At 64.4% G+C, this 18,118-nt stretch carries 16 protein-coding genes and 1 other RNA gene; 12 read left to right on the top strand and 5 right to left on the bottom strand.

Annotation, left to right across the window (positions count from 1 at the left end; genetic code table 11):
- Window positions 1–18 precede the first annotated feature (18 nt).
- The 8 genes from HRU81_05890 to HRU81_05855 all read left to right on the top strand — a co-directional run bounded on the left by HRU81_05890 (window position 19) and on the right by HRU81_05855 (window position 9,248).
- Entirely contained in the window at window positions 19–1,092 is a 1,074-nt protein-coding gene (locus HRU81_05890) for an HlyD family efflux transporter periplasmic adaptor subunit (protein QOJ31664.1), read from the top strand.
- Window positions 1,089–3,863 carry a ribosome-associated ATPase/putative transporter RbbA gene (gene rbbA / locus HRU81_05885; GenBank protein QOJ31663.1) on the top strand — a complete coding sequence of 925 codons (2,775 nt, stop codon included), beginning with the start codon at window positions 1,089–1,091 and terminating at the stop codon, window positions 3,861–3,863. Before HRU81_05890 ends, rbbA begins: the two co-directional genes overlap by 4 nt.
- Window positions 3,860–4,990: an ABC transporter permease gene (locus tag HRU81_05880; protein ID QOJ31662.1), complete on the top strand. Its 1,131-nt coding sequence runs from the start codon at window positions 3,860–3,862 to the stop codon at window positions 4,988–4,990. The genes rbbA and HRU81_05880 overlap by 4 nt, the downstream gene beginning before the upstream one ends.
- Window positions 4,991–5,482: 492 nt before the next feature.
- Complete coding sequence (locus HRU81_05875; GenBank protein ID QOJ31661.1) at window positions 5,483–5,701, top strand: hypothetical protein; 219 nt, start codon at window positions 5,483–5,485, stop codon at window positions 5,699–5,701.
- Window positions 5,698–6,204 (top strand): DUF2924 domain-containing protein, encoded by a 507-nt coding sequence (locus HRU81_05870; GenBank protein ID QOJ31660.1) that lies wholly within the window; start codon window positions 5,698–5,700, stop codon window positions 6,202–6,204. The genes HRU81_05875 and HRU81_05870 overlap by 4 nt, the downstream gene beginning before the upstream one ends.
- Window positions 6,201–7,556, top strand: coding sequence for a recombinase family protein (locus HRU81_05865; protein ID QOJ31659.1), 1,356 nt, complete (start codon window positions 6,201–6,203; stop codon window positions 7,554–7,556). The genes HRU81_05870 and HRU81_05865 overlap by 4 nt, the downstream gene beginning before the upstream one ends.
- On the top strand, window positions 7,553–7,981 hold the full coding sequence (locus tag HRU81_05860) for a LacI family transcriptional regulator (protein QOJ31658.1): 429 nt from the start codon (window positions 7,553–7,555) through the stop codon (window positions 7,979–7,981). Before HRU81_05865 ends, HRU81_05860 begins: the two co-directional genes overlap by 4 nt.
- A gap of 172 nt (window positions 7,982–8,153) precedes the next feature.
- A complete protein-coding gene (locus HRU81_05855) occupies window positions 8,154–9,248 on the top strand; it encodes a hypothetical protein (protein QOJ31657.1) in 1,095 nt (364 codons plus the stop codon).
- 324 nt (window positions 9,249–9,572) lie between these two features.
- Here HRU81_05855 and ssrA read toward each other — a convergent pair.
- Both ssrA and smpB read right to left on the bottom strand, forming a co-directional pair.
- Window positions 9,573–9,937: a transfer-messenger RNA gene (gene ssrA, locus HRU81_05850) on the bottom strand.
- 129 nt (window positions 9,938–10,066) lie between these two features.
- Complete coding sequence (gene smpB, locus HRU81_05845; GenBank protein QOJ31656.1) at window positions 10,067–10,558, bottom strand: SsrA-binding protein SmpB; 492 nt, start codon at window positions 10,556–10,558, stop codon at window positions 10,067–10,069.
- A gap of 102 nt (window positions 10,559–10,660) precedes the next feature.
- Between smpB and HRU81_05840 the strand changes: the two genes are divergently transcribed.
- Window positions 10,661–11,092 carry a type II toxin-antitoxin system RatA family toxin gene (locus HRU81_05840; protein ID QOJ31655.1) on the top strand — a complete coding sequence of 144 codons (432 nt, stop codon included), beginning with the start codon at window positions 10,661–10,663 and terminating at the stop codon, window positions 11,090–11,092.
- A 12-nt stretch (window positions 11,093–11,104) separates the two neighbouring features.
- On the opposite strand, the gene HRU81_05835 is transcribed toward HRU81_05840, so the two are convergent.
- From HRU81_05835 to HRU81_05825, 3 genes are all read right to left on the bottom strand, one after another.
- Complete coding sequence (locus tag HRU81_05835; GenBank protein QOJ31654.1) at window positions 11,105–11,437, bottom strand: outer membrane protein assembly factor BamE; 333 nt, start codon at window positions 11,435–11,437, stop codon at window positions 11,105–11,107.
- A gap of 82 nt (window positions 11,438–11,519) precedes the next feature.
- Entirely contained in the window at window positions 11,520–13,205 is a 1,686-nt protein-coding gene (gene recN, locus HRU81_05830) for a DNA repair protein RecN (protein ID QOJ31653.1), read from the bottom strand.
- Window positions 13,206–13,211: 6 nt separating this feature from the next.
- Entirely contained in the window at window positions 13,212–14,120 is a 909-nt protein-coding gene (locus HRU81_05825) for an NAD(+) kinase (protein ID QOJ31652.1), read from the bottom strand.
- Window positions 14,121–14,345: 225 nt separating this feature from the next.
- Between HRU81_05825 and hrcA the strand changes: the two genes are divergently transcribed.
- The 3 genes from hrcA (at window position 14,346) to dnaK (ending at window position 18,012) form a co-directional block, all read left to right on the top strand.
- Window positions 14,346–15,401, top strand: a complete 1,056-nt coding sequence (gene hrcA / locus HRU81_05820; GenBank protein ID QOJ31651.1) for a heat-inducible transcriptional repressor HrcA — start codon at window positions 14,346–14,348, stop codon at window positions 15,399–15,401.
- Window positions 15,402–15,482: 81 nt separating this feature from the next.
- Window positions 15,483–16,019, top strand: a complete 537-nt coding sequence (grpE, locus tag HRU81_05815) for a nucleotide exchange factor GrpE (protein QOJ31650.1) — start codon at window positions 15,483–15,485, stop codon at window positions 16,017–16,019.
- Between the two features lie 64 nt (window positions 16,020–16,083).
- Window positions 16,084–18,012, top strand: coding sequence for a molecular chaperone DnaK (gene dnaK, locus HRU81_05810; protein QOJ31649.1), 1,929 nt, complete (start codon window positions 16,084–16,086; stop codon window positions 18,010–18,012).
- Window positions 18,013–18,118 lie beyond the last annotated feature (106 nt).

Raw genomic sequence — 18,118 nt, 5'->3', positions numbered from 1 at the left:
CCCTGACGCGAGTTGAATATGACTGAAAAAACGAAAAAAACCCTCGGTTTAATAGTCGCGATTGCTGTGATCACGGCTGTTGGACTGTATTTATGGCGTCAGAACTACAAAGACGACGCGCTCGAGCACATCGCCAGCGGTAACGGTCGCATCGAGGCGGTGGAGATCGATATCGCCGCCCGTCAGCCGGGCAGGGTCGCGGCGATCGAAGTGCGCGAAGGGGACCTGGTGCGCGCGGGTCAGTTGCTGGTGCGCATGGACACTGAATCGCTGCAGGCGCAACTGCGACAGGCTGAAGCCCGCGCCCGGCAGGCGGGAGATGCGGTGAGTACGGCACGCAGCCAACTGGCCCAGCGCGAGAGCGAGAAGGCCGCCATGCAGGCCCTGGTGGTGCAACGTCAGACCGAGCTGGCCGCCGCGCAGCGACGCGCCCAGCGCTTCGCCGATCTGCGCCAGCAATCCTTCATCTCGCAACAGCAACTCGATGACCAGACCGAAGCCGTGGATCGCGCCTCCGCCGCGCTGGCCGCCGCGCAGGCCCAGGTGGCGGCGAGTGACGCGGCGATTTCCACCGCCCGTAGCCAGATCCGGGGCAGCGAGTCGGCGGTGGACGCTGCGCGCGCCGAAGTGGAGCGCATCCGCACCGATATCGAGGACAGCGATCTCAAAGCCCCGCGCGATGGTCGCGTGCAACTGATCGTGGCGCGCCCGGGCGAGGTAGTGGGCGGCGGTGGGCGGGTGCTCAACCTGGTGGACCTGAAAGATGTGTACATGACCTTTTTCCTGCCGACCCGCGCAGTGGGGCGTGTCGCCGTGGGTAGCGAGGCGCGACTGGTGCTCGATGCCGTGCCGCAGTATGTGATTCCGGCACGTATTTCCTTCGTGGCGGATGTTGCGCAATTCACGCCCAAGACGGTCGAAACCCAGATCGAGCGCGAAAAGCTGATGTTCCGGGTGCGCGCGCAGATTCCGCCTGAGTTGCTGGAGAAGCATCTGGCGCAGGTCAAGACCGGCCTGCCCGGCATGGCCTACGTTAAGCTCGCTGGTGACGCCCCGTGGCCGCCGCAGTTGCAGGTGAGGCTGCCGGAATGAACCGCGTCGCCCCGCCCTCGTCCGCCCCGGTGGTTCGTCTGCAGGGGGTGAGCTTGAACTATCGCAAGGCCCAGGCGCTACGGGATATCGATCTCGATATCCCTGCCGGGGTGATGGCGGGCCTGATCGGCCCGGACGGGGTGGGCAAGTCCAGCCTGCTGGCCCTCATTGCCGGGGCGCGTGCCCTGCAGAGCGGACACATCGAGGTGCTGGGTGGCGACATGGCCAGCGCGCATTTTCGCGCCAAGGTGTGCCCACGCATCGCCTACATGCCGCAGGGACTGGGCAAGAACCTCTACCCGACCCTGTCAGTATTCGAGAATGTGGATTTTTTTGGCCGGCTGTTCGGGCATGACCGTGCCGAGCGCGAGCGGCGCATCGCGGCGCTGCTGGCCGCCACGGGGCTCGCACGGTTTGCCGATCGTCCTGCCGGCCAGCTCTCAGGCGGCATGAAGCAAAAACTCGGGTTGTGCTGTGCGCTGATCCACGACCCCGATCTTTTGATCCTTGATGAACCTACCACCGGCGTCGACCCGCTCTCGCGCCGCCAGTTCTGGGCGCTGATCGACGACATCCGCAGCGAGCGCCCCGGTATGAGTGTTCTGGTGGCCACCGCCTACATGGAAGAGGCCGCACGCTTCGACTGGCTGGCCGCTATGGACGCAGGAAGCGTGCTCGCCACCGGCACCCCGGCCGAGTTGCGCCAACGCACGGGCTGCGACACGCTGGAGCAGGCCTTCATCGAGCTGCTGCCCGAAGCACAACGCGCCGGTTACCGGCCGGTGGAAATCGTGCCGCACGCGGCCAGCGCCGAGGCTGATGTGGCCATCGAGGCGCGCGACCTCACCATGCGCTTCGGCGACTTCACGGCGGTGGACAGGGTGAATTTCCGCATCCGGCGCGGCGAGATATTCGGCTTCCTCGGCTCCAACGGCTGCGGCAAGACCACCACGATGAAGATGCTCACTGGGCTGCTGCCCGCAAGCGAGGGCGAGGCGTTGCTGTTCGGCAGGCCGCTAGACCCTCACGACCTGACCACTCGTCGTCGCGTCGGCTTCATGACCCAGAGCTTTTCGCTCTACGGCGAACTGACAGTACGCCAGAACCTGGTGTTGCACGCGCGTCTTTACGGCCTGCCGGAAGCCGACATCGCGTCTCGGGTGCAGGCCATGGCCGAACGTTTCGACCTCGCCGACATCCTGGATGCACTACCCGAGGCATTGCCTCTGGGTGATCGCCAACGCCTTTCGCTGGCGGTGGCGATGATCCACGGCCCGGAGATGCTGATCCTCGACGAGCCCACCTCGGGCGTGGACCCTGTGGCGCGCGACGCATTCTGGCGTGCGTTGATCGAGTTGTCGCGACGCGAGGGCGTGACGATTTTCATCTCCACCCACTTCATGAACGAGGCCGAACGCTGTGATCGCATCTCGCTGATGCATGCCGGCCAAGTGCTGGTCAGCGATACGCCGCAGGCCATCATGGCGGTGCGCGGTGCAAGCACGCTGGAGGACGCCTTTATCGCGCACCTGCAGGAGGCTGTCGGTGAGCCGCAGCAGGCGCGCAGCGGGCAGACAACCCCGTCTGCCTCGACCGTCACCCCAACTGTCACCCCGACGGTACCACTTCCGGCCGTCCGCAGTGCCTTCAGCCTGCGCCGGCTCTTGAGTTTCACTCGACGGGAGGCGCTGGAGCTTCGGCGCGATCCGATCCGCCTCAGCCTTGCAGCCCTGGGCAGCATCGTGCTGATGCTGGTGCTGGGCTACGGGATCACGCTGGACGTGGAGGACCTGACTTTTGCGGTGCTCGACCACGATCAGACCAGCATCAGCCGCGACTACAGTCTGAACCTGTCGGGTTCCCGCTATTTCGCGGAGCGCGCGCCGCTTGCCGACTACGCCGAGCTGGACAGGCGGATGCGCGCCGGTGAGATCAGCCTGGCGATCGAGATTCCGCCGGGGTTCGGACGCGACCTGCTGCGCGGCCGGCCCGTTCAGGTCGGCGCCTGGATCGATGGCGCCATGCCGCAGCGTGCCGAGACGGTACGCGGCTATGTGCAGGGCATCCACCAGCACTGGTTGGGAGAGCGTCTGCGCGAGGCGCTCGGCGATGCGGCAACGGCCCCGCTGGTCACGGTGGAGACGCGCTTTCGCTACAACCCCGACGTGCGCAGCCTGCCGGCCATGGTGCCGGCGGTGATTCCACTGCTGCTGATGCTGATCCCGGCCATCCTCGCGGCGCTCTCGGTGGTGCGCGAGAAAGAACTGGGTTCGATCATCAACTTCTATGTCACGCCGGCCACCCGGCTCGAGTTTCTGCTCGGCAAGCAGATTCCTTACGTCGTGCTGGCCATGGCGAGTTTTCTGTTGCTGGTGGCGATGGCCGTGATGCTTTTCCGGGTGCCAGTCACAGGCAGCTTCGGGGCGCTGACACTGGGCGCGCTGCTCTATGTGATCAGCGCCACAGCGTTCGGCCTGCTGATTTCTTCCTTCGTGCGCAGCCAGGTGGCTGCCCTGTTCGGCACGGCCTTGCTGACCATCCTGCCGGCGGTGCAGTTCTCTGGCATCATCGATCCGGTCAGCTCACTGGAGGGTGCGGGGCGCCTGATCGGTGAAATCTTCCCCACCACGCATTTCGTCATCATCTCGCGCGGTACCTTCTCCAAGGCGCTCGAATTCGAAGATCTCTGGGCCTCGTTCATCCCGCTCCTGATCAGCGCGCCTGTGCTGATCGGCCTGACCGCCGTGCTGCTGAGGAAGCAGGCAAGATGATCCGACAACGCCTGCGCAACATCACCCAGCTTGGCTTCAAGGAACTGCGCAGCCTGCTGCGTGACCCGATCATGCTGGTGCTGATCGTCTACGCCTTCAGTTTTTCTATCTACACCGCCGCCACGGCGATGCCCGAAACACTCAACAAGGCCCCCATCGCGGTCATCGACGAGGATCGCTCGCAGTTATCCCAGCACATCATCGACGCCCTGTATCCGCCGTATTTCATGCCGCCAGCGATGATCATCCCGGCCGAACTGGACGCGCGCATGGATGCCGGCCTCGACACCTTCGCCCTGCACATCCCGGCCGGCTTCCAACGTGATGTGCTGGCCGGTCGCGCCCCGGTGATCCAGCTGAGCGTGGACGCCACCCGGATGAGCCAAGCCTTCACCGGCAGCGGTCATATCCAGGTCATCGTTCAGGAGCAGGTCAACGAGTTCGTGCGCCGCCACCGTGCAGTGGCCAGTCCGCCCGTGGAACTGGCGCTGCGGGCCCGCTTCAACCCACAGCTGAACAAGGCATGGTTCGGAGGGGTAATGCAGATCATCAACAACATCACCATGCTGTCCATCGTGCTTACCGGCGCAGCTCTGATCCGCGAGCGCGAACACGGCACCCTGGAGCATCTGCTGGTGATGCCGGTCACCCCGTTCGAGATCATGTCCGCGAAGGTGCTTGCGATGGCGGCGGTGGTCCTGGTCGCTTCCGCCTTTGCGCTCAACGTCGTCGTGCGCGGTCTGATGGGCGTACCCATCGAAGGCTCCCTGCCACTGTTCTTCACCGGCGCGGCCCTGCACCTGTTCGCCACCACGTCGCTGGGTATTTTTTTGGCGACGCTGGCGCGCTCGATGCCGCAGTTCGGCATGCTGCTGCTGATGGTGCTTCTGCCTCTGCAGATGCTCTCCGGCGGCAGCACACCCCGCGAAAACATGCCAGAACTGGTGCAGTTCGTGATGCTGGCAGCACCCAATACCCACTTCGTGATGCTGTCCCAGGGCATTCTTTACCGAGGCGCGGGTCTGGCAGTGGTCTGGCCCCAGTTGGTCAGTCTGGCCGTGATCGGGTCGGCCCTGTTCATGTTGTCGCTGGCCCGGTTCCGTAAAACCCTGGCGTCAATGGCGTAGGCGCCTCATTGCCCATGTGGAGTTCGCAGTGCCCAATATTGCGAGAAATTGTGCAACAGCGAGCGATTTGAGCGAGTCACCGCGTCCCAAATACTCCTGTTACTTTGGGTGCAACCACCTTTTAACTTTCCCGTGAAGTTACCTTTCGACAATTACATTGGCTGCGTTGCACTGGATCTCGCGCGGTCATGGTTATGAGATCACCGGGGGCGATGTGCTCGATGCTTACTCGGCGGTGACCCAGGCGGCCGTCAGTGCGGGTGTTCCGGTCCAGCGTGTCAACGAGCAGATCCGGGCGATGACCGCCGGCGCGCAAGCTGGAAACTCGCTCATGAGAACGATCCTGGCCCGTCATTTATCGAGCTGAGCGGGAACCGCTTTCCGCAATAGCCCGCACCAGCCCGCACGCCTTCGAAACTCCCTCATGGTGCCGGCGGCAGTCCATCCGGACAATTTCACTGCATGTGAGTTTGACCGAGAGGACCGCCACCAATGCATCGAATCAACCATCTACCACCTGAGCGGATGACGCCGGAGCAGCGTCGCCACGAGATCGCGTCGCTATTGGCCAACGGCCTGGCACGCCTGCGCATCAGCGGCGCAGAACAGTCCGCAAGCAGGGCCGCAGAGAGCGAGTTTGAGCTTGGCTTCTGTGGCAACCAGCGCGTTCATACAGACCCCGTCAACAAGACAACTACGGAGTCGAAATGAGCACGCAAACACCAACACTTTCAACGTCGCCCTCGGTGGCGGCGCAGATCGCCAGGCTGCCCGAGATGCCGATGGCAGAGATCAAAGCGCTCTGGCAGAAGCTGGTCGGTGGCGACACGCCCACCCACAACCGTCAGTTCCTGGAACGTCGTCTGGCATACCGTCTACAGGAGGTGGAGTTCCGCAAGGTCGACGCCAACCTGCTGGAGCGGAACCAGCGTCGCATCGCATCCCTGGTGGAGACCGGCAAGGTCAAGAAGCGCGATCGTGATTACCGTCCGGCCGCAGGCACGGTGCTGGTCCGGGAATACAAGGGCGTCGAGTACCGTGTGATCGCAACCAGCGATGGCCAGTACGATTTCCAAGGTCGGATGTACCCGAGCCTTTCGATGATCGCCCGTGAGATCACTGGCATGCGCTGGTCGGGGCCGTTGTTCTTTGGGCTCAGGCCGCCATCCAATGCCAAGACCAAGCCGTCCACCAAGAAGCGAGGTGGACGATGAGCGACGTTTTGAAGCGCCGCATGCGCTGCGCGGTCTATACGCGCAAGTCCACCGACGAAGGACTCGACCAGGAATACAACTCCATCGATGCCCAGCGCGACGCCGGTCATGCCTACATCGCCAGCCAGCGCGCCGAGGGCTGGATTCCAGTAGCCGACGACTACGACGATCCGGCCTTCTCCGGTGGCAACATGGAACGTCCGGCGCTTCGCCGCATGATGGCGGACATCGAGGCCGGCAAGATCGACGTGGTCGTCATCTACAAGATCGATCGCCTTACGCGCAGCCTGGCGGACTTCTCCAAGATGGTCGAAGTGTTCGAGCGCTACGGCGTGTCGTTCGTGTCGGTCACCCAGCAGTTCAACACGACGACCTCGATGGGCCGCTTGATGCTGAACATCCTGCTGTCCTTCGCCCAGTTCGAACGCGAGGTCACCGGCGAGCGCATCCGCGACAAGATCGCGGCCAGCAAGCGCAAGGGCATGTGGATGGGTGGCGTGCCGCCGCTGGGCTACGATGTCGAGAACCGACGGTTGGTGCCCAACGAGCGTGAGGCCAAGCTGATCCGGCACATCTTCCAGCGCTTCGTCGAACTCGGTTCCAGCACCGAACTGGTCAAGGAACTGAAACTGGATGGCGTGACGTCGAAGGCGTGGACCACGCAAGACGGCAAGACCCGCGATGGTAGACCGATCGACAAGGGTCACATCTACAAGCTGCTCAGCAACCGAACCTACCTCGGCGAGTTGAGGCACAAGGATCAGTGGTACCAGGCCGAACACCCACCCATCATCAGCCGCGAACTGTGGGACAGCGTCCACGCGATCCTGGCCACCAACGGACGGGTACGCGGCAACGCAACGCGGGCAACCGTGGCGTATCTGCTCAAGGGCATCGTGTTCGGCAACGATGGCCGAGCACTGTCGCCGTGGCACACGACTAAGAAGAATGGCCGTCGGTACCGGTACTACGTGCCCCAACGCGATGCCAAGGAGCACGCGGGCGCCTCGGGCCTGCCGCGACTGCCGGCCGCCGAACTCGAGTCGGCCGTGCTGGACCAACTGCGCGCGATCCTGCGTGCCCCGAATCTCCTCGGTGAGATGCTGCCGCAAGCGATCAAGCTCGATCCAACCTTGGACGAGGCGAAGATCACCGTGGCCATGACCCGGCTCGACGCGATTTGGGATCAACTTTTCCCGGCCGAGCAGACCCGGATCGTGAAACTGCTGGTCGAGAAAGTCATCGTGTCACCCAACGACCTCGAAGTGCGGCTGCGCGCCAACGGCATCGAACGCCTGGTGCTCGAGCTGCGCCCCGAACCGGTCGAGCAACGAGAGGAAGCACTGGCATGAGCGACATCCGCATCCAGAAGACCGGCGAGCCCGACATCCTGCAGACCAGCGACGGCAGGCTGACCTTGTCCGTGCCGATCCAGATAAAACGCCGCAGCGGCCGCAAGCTGGTCACCTTGCCAAACGGCGAAACCGCGCCGGTTAGACCGTGGGACGTAGCACCGACCTCCATCCAACTGGCGCTGGCCAGGGGCCACCGCTGGCTGGCGATGCTGGAGTCAGGAGAGGCGAAGTCCTTGAAGGAGATCGCCACGCGGGAAGGAATCGACAACAGCTACGTCAGCCGGATGGTCAACCTGACCACGCTGGCACCCGACATCGTGGCGGCCATCCTGGACGACGCATTGCCGAACCACGTCACGCTGTTTGATCTGGCGGTTGATCCGCCAGCGCTGTGGGATGAGCAGCGGGCCAGGCTCATGTAGACCGAGCGGGGGCACAGGGGTAAAATTGCCCCAGGTGCCCACCTTACTTGCACACGAGTAAAAAAAGGCGTTGCCTCACTGTCACTGAAAACTTCTCTTTGAGCCTCGTCGTCGGGGACTTAAACGTGTGCGCCTGACCCGAAATCGGCGTGGCATTGAGGAAAGGTTTGTCATGACAATCAAAGAACTCGCGTATTCCGCGCAGCAGCACCTTCAGGCCAGCACTGGTGGCTCATTCAAGCGAGCCCACGTCTACGAGCTGTTGGCAGCTTCCTTCGGCTTCAACTCTCACGCCGCGTTTGGCGTTGACACTGTGCTCACGGAACTTCGCCAGAACGACCGGCGGGTGGTCCCGCAAAGTGCGCTCATCAAGCGGCGTTGCATCGAGCTTGGGTATCAACCTGACACCGTGATTCTGGCGTCGTCGGCGTTGGAATCTTTCCTGGCAGAGCGCCAGATCGGTGTCGCCAGCATCTCGTCATTGGTCAGTCGCCTGAGAGGGGAGTCGTCCAGCCAAGACGAAGAGCTCGAATACGACGAGGATGAGCTATTCGACCCTACCGACGAGGCGTTCGGACCGATCCTTCTAGATGGATTGGCTGCGGCGGCTAGTAAGGGCAATGCCCTGGCTCACTACGCGCTGGCGCTGATACACGCCCCTGACGATGAAGACGACCCGGACGCTGGAAGTTCCTATTGGTACTCCCAGGGGCAGCAGGGCCGTGTCCTGACGGGGGTGGAAAAGGAGTGGGCCGAAGCCCACGAGGCTCGTCTCGCTCAAGCCGAGAAGTACTCGCGGCACCTGAGGGAGGCCAGTCGACTGGGGAATCAGGATGCACTTCTCGACTTGGCGGATCGATTTGACGATCCGTCCTTCTTCGAGCAGTCGCGCCACGGCGTCAATGCTGACCCAGCAGCGATTGCGGCGATCGCAGAACGCATGGGCCGCACTTCAGACGCCAAGGATTGGCTGACGCGGGCTGCCGAGAGGGGAGATACGGACGCCATGCTCCAGCTCATTGAGGAACACGATCAAGGTGACCTACAGCGATGCTGGACGTGGGTGTATCTCTCGCAGTTGGTCGGAACGGATCTGACTCGGGACGCGCACTACGCCATCAACGAGGACGGTTCGGACTACGACGATGACGTCGGCGGTCCAGCCTACGTCGCAGGTCGTGACGGGGTAGATCTTGAACCGCTTGCTCCGGCGCAAGACGCCGCTGCCAGGCTCGCTGCGCAGAAACTGTTTGACCAGATCGAATAGAACGCACGGTAAGACTGCTGGCTTTGCGCTAGGGACGTTTGCCCACTCCGGTAGCCAATGCTGCAATCCAACCGCTTGATTCGTCCGCGCGTAACCCTTTGATCTGTATGGGCCTGCGTTGCGGCGTTTGCGGACTTCGGGCCAGTTCCAGGGAGCGAGGTCGGAGCGAGGAATGGCCAGGAGAGAGTGCAATGTGGCCCGGAACGGCCGATTTGGGCGGCTGGCGAAGTCCGCAGGCTTCCGCAGGAACCCCCAACAACACGCGGGAACTGGCGCAAATAGACAAGAAAAAGCCCCAACTGATAACAGTTGGGGCTTCAGTATTGGTGGAGGCGGCGGGAATCGAACCCGCGTCCGCAAGCCCTACGCCATGAGCTCTACATGCTTATTCCGCCTTTGATCTTACTGGCGGCTACCCGACGGACAGGGAAGACCGACAGCCAGTCCGGATTTGGGGATTTAGCGTTCGGACCCCGGACGAGCCCTGGCGCGATCCTGTGATTGATAACCCCGGCATCTGCTTCCGCACAGGCACGGACTCAGTCCGAGGGCTCAAGACTGGTTTTTAGGCAGCCAGAGCGTAGTTGGAGTCGTTCGCAACTATTGGTTTGCAGCTGGATTTACGAGGTGATCTGCGCCTCGGCATGCACCCAGGGTTTCGCGACCCACGTCGAAACCAGGTCGCCCCCTTTGGTTCCTGAAATATCTCAACAGGCGCAAGTCTAGCGGGTCAGCGGGGCGGCCGCGATGGCCTCCGCCTTCAGGCCGTCCAGCGCAAGCCGCCGATAGTGCGCATCTACATCATAAGTATCGTGTAATTATCTATTTTTGCTGTTTTTTCTAAGTAAACTCTGGCGTTGCCGGTTCCAGTCCCGTTCCCGGTCGGAAGCGCGCTTGTCGTGCTGTTTCTTGCCCCGGGCAAGGCCGAGGGCAAGTTTTGCGCGGCTCTTCTTCCAGTACAGGGACAGCGGCACCAGCGTGTAGCCTTCCCGCTCCACGGCCCCGACGAGCCGATCGAGCTCGCGCCGGTTGAGAAGAAGTTTGCGGCTGCGTACGGGGTCCGGCGCCACGTGCGTGGATGCCGCAGGCAGCGGCGAAAAATTTGCACCGACCAGCCAGGCTTCGCCGTTGCGTATCACGGCGTAGCCCTCCTTGATGTTGGCACGGCCGTCACGCAGGCTCTTGACCTCCCAGCCCTCGAGCATGAGGCCGGCCTCCAGCGTCTGCTCGATGTAGTAGTCATGTCGGGCCTTGCGGTTTTCAGCGATGGTCCGGTTGGCTTCCTTGCGTGAAACTGCCTTGCCGCTCATGGATCCGTGTTGTTCGGCCAATGGTGATCGCTCACAATCCTGTCATCTTTCCAGCTGCGGGAGAAGTTGCAATGGGGGCACCGCAGGGGCTGGCAGGTATCCATGCGGCGGGTTGAACGCAGCGCGATCGTGCCGTTCACGGCAGACTCGATGTTCGAGCTGGTCGCCGACGTGGAGTCCTATCCGGCATTTCTCCCGGGCTGCACCAGTGCCAGGATCCACGAACGGGACGGCTGCCGGGTCGTGGCCAGCATAGCCCTGGCGGAGGGGCCTTTGCGCACCGAGTTCCGCACGCGCAACGTGCTGGAACCCTGCCGCCGCATCGACATGCAGCTGGAGGAGGGTCCGTTCAGTACCTTGCAGGGAGTCTGGGAGTTCGTGCCCCTCGGCGAGGACGGGTCCCGCGTGTCGCTTGCCGTGCAGTTCGCATTTGCCAGTCGCGCGCTCGACCTGATACTCGGACCGGTATTCGAGGCCCTGTGCAACCGGCTGGTCGACTCCTTCGTGCGACGCGCTCGGGACGTGTATGGCTGAGTCGACAGGAAGCTAGCCCGCCGCATCGAATGGCACGTCCTTGCGGACGCTTGTCACCTTGTCATCCGCGAACGTGATGATGACCCAGCGCTTCTCCTCGCGGCTGCTGCGGCCTCGGCGCAGGTAGTAGACGTAATCCCATCGATCGTGGTGGAAGGAGTCCTCCACCACCGGCGTTCCCAGGAGGAAGCGCACCTGGCTCCGCGTCATGCCGGGCTGGACGGCGTCGATGGCCTTGTCATCCAGCAGGTTTCCCTGCTGGACATCAACCCGGTAAACACAGCCCGCGGCCAGAGCCACGAGGCCACCGAGGAACAGGCGGCGGGAACGGGAAGGGATCTGCATGAGGTGCAAGACGCCGGCAGGATTGAACGGCGAAATCATAAACCATTGGCCCGGGTGGTAAAGCGACTCCAGGTTTGCGGCATCAGCCAGTGCGGCGCGAGGCGGAGGCGCGCAGCATTTCGCGGGCATGAGCCCTGGTGCGGTCGGTGATGGTGAGGCCGCCGAGCATGCGCGCGATCTCCTCGACCCGCCCGCGGCTGTCGAGTTCGCAGGCATGCGTCTGGCTCTGGCCCGCCACGGCATTCTTGGAAACCGCGTAATGGTGGTCGGCCTGGCTCGCCACCTGGGGCAGGTGGGTGACGCAGATGACCTGGTGCCGGCCGCTCAGGCCGTGGAGGCATTGCCCGACGATCTCCGCGGCACCGCCACCGATGCCGGCATCGACTTCGTCGAAGATGAGGGTTGGCGCCCCGTGACCAGCCAGGGAGACGGCCTGTATCGCCAGGCTGAGGCGCGAGAGTTCGCCACCTGAGGCAATCCTTGCCACCGGGCCTGGCTGCTGGCCCGGATTGGTGCTGACCATGAATTCGACCTGCTCCTGTCCCCATGCTGCCCACTGGCCCTCTGGCAGCGGCTGCAGTGCCACCACGATGGTGCTGCCCGGCATGCCGAGCCGCGCCAGCTGGGCCGTGACGGCGGAGCTGAAATTCGCGGCAGCCCGCTTGCGCGCCAGAGAAAGGGCGTCCGCGGCTTCGCGCAGTTGCAGCTCGCATGCGGCCAGCTGGCTGGTGAGCGCGCCCAGCCGCTCGCCATCGGCGCCAATGCCGTCCAGCCTCGACTGAAGCGTCTCCAGCAGCCTGCAAAGCTCGTCCGGCGGGACGCGATGCTTGCGAGCCAGGTCCTGCGCCGCCGCGATCCGCGCTTCCACGGCGGCCAGTCGCCCGGGATCGTGCTCGATCGCGTCCAGCCGACGCCGCAGCTGCTCGGCCGCATCGGTCAGGTGGATGCCCACTTCGTCGAGTGCGGCAGCCGTGGCGGTGAGCGCGGGATCGATGTCCGCGAGGGCGCAGACTTCCCGCAGGGCTGCGCCGACGATGCCCTGCGCAGAGCCCTCGTCGGCGTCGTATAGCCGCTCCAGGGCCTGGGACAGTCCGGCGGACAGCTGGCTGGCATTGGCCAGGATGCGATGTTCCTGGTCCAGCGCTTCAATCTCGCCCGGGCACAGGCCAAGAGCGGCCAGTTCCTGCACCTGGTGGCGCAGCAGGTCCTCGCGCGCCTGCTGCTCGAACCGGGATGAGCGCAGCTGGTCCCGCTCCGCCTTCAGTGTTGACCAGGTGTCGTGGGCCTGGAGCACCACGTTGCGCAGCCGGGTGTGGTTGCCGAACGCATCCAGCAGGTCGCGCTGGGCCGGGCGCTGGCCGAGGGACTGGTAGGCATGCTGTCCACAGATCTCGACGAGTTGCCCGCCCAGTTCACGCAGCATTTCGATGGGTACGGGCCGGCCATTGATGTAGGCGCGGGAGCGACCTTCACTGCCAACCACGCGCCGCAACATGCACTCGCCATCGCTGTCGAGGTCATGCTGGCGCAGCCAGCTTGTAGCTGCGGAGCCTGATCCCGGTTCGAACGATGCCGAGACTTCGGCGCGGTCGGCACCGCTGCGCACCGCGTTGCTGTCGGCCCGGGCGCCCAGCGCCAGCGCCAGGGCGTCGACGAGCAGGGACTTGCCGGCACCCGTCTCGCCGGTCAGGGCACTGAAGCCGCCGCCGAATTCAAGCGTCACCTCGTCGAGGACTGCCAGGTTGCGAACATGCAGGCGTGTCAGCACGTGGCCTCAGCGCGGATGGCGGCCCGCCGAATGGTGGTCGTGGCCCCAGTGCAGCTTCTCCCTGAGAATGCGGAAGTAGTCATGACCGCGGGGATGGATGAGTTCGATCCGTTCCGTGGCTGCCCGGACCCGCAGCCGGCGGCCGGGGGTGAGTTCCGCCGTGACTTCGCCATCACAGCTGACGTCGGCGCGCAGCGAATGGGCCTCGCTCAGCGTGATCTCCGTCACCGCGGTGGCTGGCACGATGATCGGACGCTCGCTCAGCGTATGGGGGCAGATGGGCACGAGGACGATGGCGTCGAGTTGCGGCGCGACGATCGGTCCGCCGCAGCTCATGGCATAGGCCGTGGAGCCGGTTGCAGTTGCGACGATGAAGCCATCGCCGCGATGCGTGTTCAGGTAATTGCCGTCGACGAAGGTGCGGATCTCGAGCATGCGGCCGGGATCGTGGCGGGTGACGGCGATATCGTTGAGCGCCAGGCCGCCACCGACCACGCGCCCTCCCTCGGTGACCTCGGCGCGCAGCAGCAGCCGCCGTTCGCTGTCGTACTCGCCGCGGAGGATTTCGTCGAGCCTTGCCAGCATCTCTGCTGGCCCGATGTCGGCAAGAAAGCCCAGGCGGCCGCGATTGATGCCGAGCAAGGGCACGGCCAAGCCGGCGAGCCGGCGGGCGGCGTACAGCATGCTGCCATCGCCACCGACGGCGATCACCAGCTGCGCCGCCCTGACCAGTTCGGTCTCGGGAACCCGTCCGGCGGCCGCCGGCACGGCGCCGTCTGTGAGCGCCTCGGATACAAGGACCTTGCGTCCATGTGCCGCCAGGTGCGAGGCCAGCACCGTCAACGGTTCGAGGACCCGTCGGTCTTCGGGATTGCCCATCAAGGCGACAGTGGAGAATGAGCGTCTGACTGGCACGGTAAAGCCCGGGGCATCGCGGAGCCGGATTGGAGGGGTTGCCGATGGTTGGTAGCAGGGCCGCGCAGCATCAACATTACAGGCCAGCGGAACCATGGGGCAAGCGGGTACCGGCCAGAAAGTCTGCGCCGGCGGCGGGTTCTTGACACCCCTCAAATGGCATTGCAAGGTTCCGAAACGGGCAGCCGGTGCAGCGCTGCCATGCCGTTGCATGACTGTCTCCCCATGACCGATTCGCCATCCAACCCGCCTTCCGACCGATCAGGCCAGATTCTCCGTGCGCTGGTGGCGCAGTACATCCGCGATGGCCAGCCTGTCGGTTCGCGCACCCTTGCGCGTGCCAGCGGTCTGAACCTGAGCCCGGCGACCATCCGCAACGTCATGGCCGATCTGGAGGAGTTTGGTTTCGTGGCAGCGCCCCATACGTCGGCAGGCCGGGTGCCCACCGCCAAAGGCTACCGCTTCTTTGTCGATACACTGGTCCAGCTGCAGCCGCTGGCCGCGGACGACGTGACCAGGCTGCAGAGCCACCTGGCGAGTGATAACCCAGGCGACACCAAAAGTGTTGCCGAAGCCGCGTCGGCAGCCCTGTCGGCACTGACGCGCATGGCGGGTCTGGTGATGTTGCCACGCCAGATGCAGCTCACCCTGCGGCAGTTCGAGTTCCTGCCGTTGTCGAACAACCGCGTGCTGGCCATCCTGGTGGTCAACGACCAGGAGGTGCAGAACCGCGTCCTGCACATGGATCGCAGCTACAGCGAGGGCGAGCTGCGCCGGGCGGCGAATTACCTGAACGAGAAGTTCACCGGGCAGGATCTCCGGGAAGTGCGGTTGCGGATCCTGGAGGAGATGCAGGGCATGCGGGAGACCATGAACCAGCTCATGGTCGATGCCATCGAGGTTGCAGAACGGGCGCTGGATATCGGCAGCGAGCACTCCGGGTTCGTGCTGAGCGGGGAAACCCGCCTCATGGAGTTCGACGAGCTCTCGGATGTGGAGAAGCTTCGGCAGCTGTTCGAGGCATTCGGTGCCCAGCGGGAGATTCTCAAGCTGCTGGACAGGAGTATTGCGGCGGACGGGGTGCAGATCTTCATTGGCGAGGAATCCGGATACCGTATTCTCGATGACTGCAGCCTGGTGACCGCCCCATACCGGGCCAACGACCAGATCGTCGGGGTGCTGGGCGTCATTGGCCCGACCCGCATGGCGTATGAACGCGTCATTCCGATCGTGGACATTACCGCCCGGCTGCTCGGTGCGGCCTTGAATTCCAGCCAGTAGCCCCCATCATTCAGGCGGTTTGGACCGTCGCTGACCGGCTGGGGCCGTGTCGGGGCGGATCCGGCTGCACGGAGTAGAGGCATGACAGACGAGAAATCGGCGCCAGATCCCGGCGCCCTGCCGGAAGGCGAGGCGCCGCTGCGCGAGGCGCTGGTGCAAGCGGAGGCCACGGCACAGGAAAACTGGAACAGGTACCTGCGCGCCGCCGCGGAACTGGACAACGTGCGCAAGCGTGCCGCCCGGGACGTCGATCAGGCACGCAGGCTGGGTGTGGAGCGCCTGGCCGTGGAACTGCTGGCGGTGGTGGACAGCCTGGAAATGGGCCTGGAAGCGGGCGCCGCTGCGTCGGCTGCGACCCTGCTCGAGGGCAAGGAGGCGACGTTGCGCCTGCTCATGGCTGCCCTGGAGAAGGCTGGTGTCGCCGCGGTGGCGGCCGCGGGGCAGAAGTTCGATCCCCAGGTCCACGAAGCCATGCGCATCGAGCCTGCGGCAGAGCTCGAGCCTGGCGCCGTCGTGGCGGTGATCCAGAAGGGCTACCAGCTCAATGGCCGGCTGCTGCGGCCCGCACGCGTGGTCGTCGCCGGGGCCGCTGGTGGCCAGCAGGGTGGCGAGGCTTGAATTTCCGTCAAACGTCCCCCAGATCCGGGGCAATACCGATTCCCGACCTTTTCCGGAGAGCATCATGGGCAGAGTGATTGGCATTGACCTGGGCACGACCAACTCGTGCGTGGCGATCATGGACGGCAAGGCGCCCAAGGTGATCGAGAACAGCGAGGGCGACCGCACGACCCCGTCCATCGTGGCCTTCACCAAGGACGAGGAAGTGCTGGTCGGCCAGGCGGCGAAGCGGCAGGCGGTGACGAATCCGGCCAATACGCTGTTTGCCGTGAAGCGCCTCATTGGCCGCCGCTTCGACGACGACGTGGTGCGCCGCGACATGTCCATGGTTTCGTACCGGATCGTGCGTGCCGAGAATGGCGACGCCTGGGTGGACGCCGGCGGCAAGAAGATGGCGCCACCGGAAATCTCCGCCCGCGTCCTGATGAAGATGAAGAAGACGGCCGAGGATTACCTGGGCGAGCCGGTGACCGAGGCGGTCATCACGGTGCCGGCCTACTTCAACGACTCCCAGCGGCAGGCCACCAAGGATGCCGGTCGTATCGCCGGCCTGGAGGTCAAGCGGATCATCAACGAGCCGACGGCGGCTGCGCTTGCGTATGGCCTCGACAAGCAGCGTGGCGACCGCAAGATCGCTGTCTACGACCTCGGTGGCGGTACCTTCGACATCTCGATCATCGAGATCGCCGAGATCGACGGCGAGCACCAGTTCGAGGTTCTCGCCACCAATGGCGACACGTTCCTCGGTGGCGAGGACTTCGACGCGCGCATCATCGGCTACCTGGCCGGCGAGTTCCAGAAGGAGAGCGGTATCGATATCCGCAAGGACCCGCTGGCCATGCAGCGCCTCAAGGAAGCTGCCGAGAAGGCCAAGGTCGAGCTGTCGTCGCAGCAGCAGACCGAGATCAACCTGCCGTACATCACCGCCGATGCCAGCGGCCCGAAGCACCTCAACATCAAGATGACGAGGGCCAAGCTGGAGTCGCTGGTCGAGGATCTGGTCAGCCGCACGATCGATCCGTGCAAGGTCGCGCTTGCGGATGCCGGGCTCAAGGTGGGTGACATCGAGGATGTGATCCTCGTCGGTGGCCAGACCCGGATGCCGAAGGTGCAGGAGGCCGTGAAGGCGTTTTTCGGCCGCGAGCCTCGCAAGGACGTCAACCCGGACGAGGCCGTCGCCGTCGGAGCCGCGATCCAGGGTGGGGTGCTCTCTGGCGAGGTAAAGGATGTCCTGCTCCTCGACGTGACGCCTCTTTCGCTGGGTATCGAGACCCTTGGCGGCGTCATGACCAAGCTGATCGACAAGAACACCACGATCCCGACCAAGGCGACACAGGTGTTCTCGACCGCGGACGACAACCAGACCGCGGTGACGATCCACGTCCTGCAGGGCGAGCGGCAGCGGGCTGGTGACAACAAATCACTCGGCCGCTTCGACCTCAGCGACATCCCGCCCGCGCCGCGTGGCATGCCCCAGGTGGAGGTGACGTTCGACATCGACGCCAACGGCATCCTCAACGTCTCCGCACGCGACAAGGCGACCGGGCGCGAGCAGAAGATCGTGATCAAGGCATCGAGTGGCCTGTCGGAGGAGGAGATCAAGCGCATGGTCGGCGATGCCGAGGTCCATGCAGAGGAGGATCGCCGCTTCCGTGAACTCGTGGAGTCCCGCAACAAGGCCGATGCGCTGGTCCACTCCAGCGAGAAGGCGCTGGCGGATCTCGGAGACAAGGTGCCAGGCAGCGAGCGTGCGGCAGTCGAATCAGCGATCGCAGCCCTTCGCGAGGCATTGAAGGGTGACGATCGCAGCGTGATCGAGACCAAGGCGGCAGCCCTGGCTGCGGCTGCCGGCGGCATCGCGCAGAAGGCTTACGGGCAGGGTCAGGACGCTGGTGCGTCGGCGGCCGGCACCTCCGATGGCGGCGATGCCGGCGTCATGGATGCCGAGTTCGAAGAGGTCAGGGACGACAAGGGCAAGTCGGGCAAGACCTGACGCTCCGACCGCGCACGCTGGCGGCTGACATGGCCGCCCGCCTGGCAGATGCAACGCGGGCGCTCCCGGGGCCGGGAGCGCCCGTTAAACGTATGTGGATGCGATG

The organism is Gammaproteobacteria bacterium, assembly GCA_015709695.1.
In the GTDB taxonomy this organism is placed as follows: Bacteria; Pseudomonadota; Gammaproteobacteria; order Steroidobacterales.
This window is presented reverse-complemented; position numbering and strand designations above follow the sequence as displayed.

Coding starts and splice junctions, on each gene's coding strand:
- HRU81_05870 (QOJ31660.1), top strand. CDS start 5,698: ATGAGCACGCAAACACCAACACTTTCAACGTCGCCCTCGGTGGCGGCG.
- rbbA (QOJ31663.1), top strand. CDS start 1,089: ATGAACCGCGTCGCCCCGCCCTCGTCCGCCCCGGTGGTTCGTCTGCAG.
- smpB (QOJ31656.1), bottom strand. CDS start 10,558: ATGAGCGGCAAGGCAGTTTCACGCAAGGAAGCCAACCGGACCATCGCT.
- HRU81_05835 (QOJ31654.1), bottom strand. CDS start 11,437: ATGCAGATCCCTTCCCGTTCCCGCCGCCTGTTCCTCGGTGGCCTCGTG.
- HRU81_05840 (QOJ31655.1), top strand. CDS start 10,661: ATGCGGCGGGTTGAACGCAGCGCGATCGTGCCGTTCACGGCAGACTCG.
- HRU81_05855 (QOJ31657.1), top strand. CDS start 8,154: ATGACAATCAAAGAACTCGCGTATTCCGCGCAGCAGCACCTTCAGGCC.
- HRU81_05865 (QOJ31659.1), top strand. CDS start 6,201: ATGAGCGACGTTTTGAAGCGCCGCATGCGCTGCGCGGTCTATACGCGC.
- HRU81_05875 (QOJ31661.1), top strand. CDS start 5,483: ATGCATCGAATCAACCATCTACCACCTGAGCGGATGACGCCGGAGCAG.
- dnaK (QOJ31649.1), top strand. CDS start 16,084: ATGGGCAGAGTGATTGGCATTGACCTGGGCACGACCAACTCGTGCGTG.
- hrcA (QOJ31651.1), top strand. CDS start 14,346: ATGACCGATTCGCCATCCAACCCGCCTTCCGACCGATCAGGCCAGATT.
- HRU81_05880 (QOJ31662.1), top strand. CDS start 3,860: ATGATCCGACAACGCCTGCGCAACATCACCCAGCTTGGCTTCAAGGAA.
- HRU81_05860 (QOJ31658.1), top strand. CDS start 7,553: ATGAGCGACATCCGCATCCAGAAGACCGGCGAGCCCGACATCCTGCAG.
- HRU81_05890 (QOJ31664.1), top strand. CDS start 19: ATGACTGAAAAAACGAAAAAAACCCTCGGTTTAATAGTCGCGATTGCT.
- grpE (QOJ31650.1), top strand. CDS start 15,483: ATGACAGACGAGAAATCGGCGCCAGATCCCGGCGCCCTGCCGGAAGGC.